The organism is Streptomyces sp. NPDC127092 (genome assembly GCF_042722475.1).
Lineage (GTDB): Bacteria > Actinomycetota > Actinomycetes > Streptomycetales > Streptomycetaceae > Streptomyces.
On the sequence record NZ_JBHXFE010000262.1, the window covers coordinates 1 to 1,314 of the forward strand.

Genomic DNA, 1,314 nt, shown 5'->3' on the forward strand with positions numbered 1-1,314 from the left:
CCCCAGCGGAGGCGGCGACCCATGATGCCGACCCCATGGAAAGAGCCCCCGAGCGTGGACCTCATGGAAGGAGAACGCTCACCCCTGGCCCGTTTCCACGTCCATCAGGTCCGCGAGACGGAGGAAGTAGTCCGCGAGCGCCCGTGCCTGCCGTGCGTCCGGGAGGAACGCCCCACCCGTGGACAGCTCCGAGTCCTCCACCCGCACATCGGCCCACGCAACGCGGGGACGCCCGGGTGCCTCCGTGGTGACGATCTTCCCGTAGACGGTCAGGGTGGACGTGCCCGGGGACTCTAGGGCCACGGCCCCCAGGTGGATCGTGTGCTCCGTGTCCAGCGTGACCAACGTGCTCCCGGTGGCGGTCTGGTGGCCGGTGGCGGCGCTCGCGGTGAGTCCAGCGTCGTGCTGCTGCGTGGTGTTCGTCATGGTCCGTGATCCGATCTACTACCCCGGCTAGCGCCGAGAATCCCGACTACTGCCCGACTAGGCAACAGTCACCGGATGCATACGCCCATGTCACAGGCAGGTTGGGGGAGACTCCCCCCGTCTCCGCGAGAGAGGGCCGGAATCCACGCGATTCCGGCCCTCTTCGCGTCTGCGCGCGGCGACCTGACATGCCGACCGGCCGGTGACTAGCCCTCCCCGCGGCGCTCCCGCATGCGGCGCAGCAGCTCGTACGCCTCCGGGACGGAGAGCTCCGAGTGGCTGGACAGCTGGACGGCGGCGGACTCGAGGTTGCCGTCCCGCACCATGGCGGAGAGCTGGTCGCGCAGCCACGGCGGCAGGTCCTGCGAGGAGAGGCGGACGGAGTCCGTCCCCCGCATCACCTCGACCTCGAAGGGGAGCTCCTCCTCGGCGGGGGCGGCGGTCCACTCGGCCGGGACGGTCAGGGTGGTCAGCTCATCGGCGGGCGTCGCCGTCGGACGCGGCGCAGCTGAGGCGTGGTCGGTGTCCTGCTGGGCGTCGTCCTCGGCCACAGCGTCAGAGGTCTCGCGTTCGGTCGTCTGGGCGTCCGGCTCCCTCCGCCCGCTCAAATCCTGTCCGGGCCGCTTCGGCCCGGGGGTCTCGGCCGGGACCGCGTCGTCCCGGTGGGGCTCTCCATGGTCGTCGGGAACGGGCCCCGCGACTCCGGCGGACGTGGCGTCCGGTTCCTGCACCGGCTCGGAGTAGACCTGCGGATGCACGGCGAGGGACTGCACGTCCATGACGGCGTCCTTCAGGCCGCGTCCCGTGTGGGCGCGGTAGTCGCGCACGGCCTCCATCACGCGGCTCTGGGCGATGTGCCCGTACACGCGCCGATGGGCGTCCTCGTCC

At 71.4% G+C, this 1,314-nt stretch carries 2 protein-coding genes; both read right to left on the reverse strand.

Annotation, left to right across the window (positions count from 1 at the left end; all coding sequences use genetic code 11):
• Positions 1-78: 78 nt before the first annotated feature.
• Entirely contained in the window at positions 79-426 is a 348-nt protein-coding gene (locus ACFWJO_RS39525; RefSeq protein WP_069941739.1) for a hypothetical protein, read from the reverse strand.
• Positions 427-632: 206 nt separating this feature from the next.
• Positions 633-1,314 (reverse strand): hypothetical protein (locus ACFWJO_RS39530; RefSeq protein ID WP_386873106.1); only part of this gene is annotated, 682 nt, incomplete at its 5' end.